Annotated in this window: 1 protein-coding gene; it reads right to left on the bottom strand. The window is 61.2% G+C overall.

Annotated features, from left to right (window positions below; all coding sequences use genetic code 11):
- Positions 1–93: 93 nt before the first annotated feature.
- On the bottom strand, positions 94–795 hold the full coding sequence (locus tag G3T14_RS24370) for a response regulator transcription factor CtrA (protein ID WP_163645034.1): 702 nt from the start codon (positions 793–795) through the stop codon (positions 94–96).
- Between the last annotated feature and the right edge of the window lie 11 nt (positions 796–806).

Here is an 806-nt window from a genome sequence, read left to right as displayed (position 1 = left end):
CACACCTGTGCACCCTGGGTGCGTGGCGCAGAAAAGGCCGTCCCAAATCGTGCGGCCGAGCCCAAATTTGGGGTGTCGCTCGAAAAACCCCTCTCAGCTGGCCATCGCCTGCAGCGGAGCGGCGCCCTCGCGCAGGACGTAGCCACGACCCCAGACGGTCTCGATGAAGTTCTGCCCGCCCGAAGCGTTGGCGATCTTCTTGCGCATTTTGCACATGAACACGTCGACGATCTTCAGCTCGGGCTCGTCCATGCCGCCATAGAGGTGGTTGAGGAACATCTCCTTGGTCAGCGTCGTGCCCTTCCGAAGCGAGAGGAGCTCCAGCATCTGGTACTCCTTGCCGGTCAGGTTCACGCGGTTGCTCGCGACTGTCACGGTCTTCTCGTCGAGGTTCACGACCAGATCGCCGGTGGTGATCACCGACTGAGCGTGGCCCTGCGAGCGCCGCACGATGGCATGGATACGGGCGACGAGTTCGTCCTTGTGGAATGGCTTGGTGAGGTAGTCGTCGGCGCCGAAGCCGAGGCCCTTCACCTTGTCCTCGATGCCGGCCATGCCCGACAAAATCAGGATCGGAGTCTTGACCTTGGACACGCGTAGGGCGCGCAGGACCTCGTAGCCGGAGATATCCGGCAGCGTCAGGTCGAGTAGGATGATGTCGTAGTCGTAGAGCTTGCCGAGATCGATCCCCTCCTCACCGAGATCGGTGGTGTAGGTGTTGAAGCTCTCTGCTTTGAGCATCAATTCGATACTCTGCGCGACCGACGCGTCATCCTCGATCAATAGGACACGCATAGGCCGGCTCC

It is taken from the genome of Methylobacterium sp. BTF04, from assembly GCF_010692745.1.
In the GTDB taxonomy this organism is placed as follows: Bacteria; Pseudomonadota; Alphaproteobacteria; order Rhizobiales; family Beijerinckiaceae; genus Methylobacterium.
This window is presented reverse-complemented; position numbering and strand designations above follow the sequence as displayed.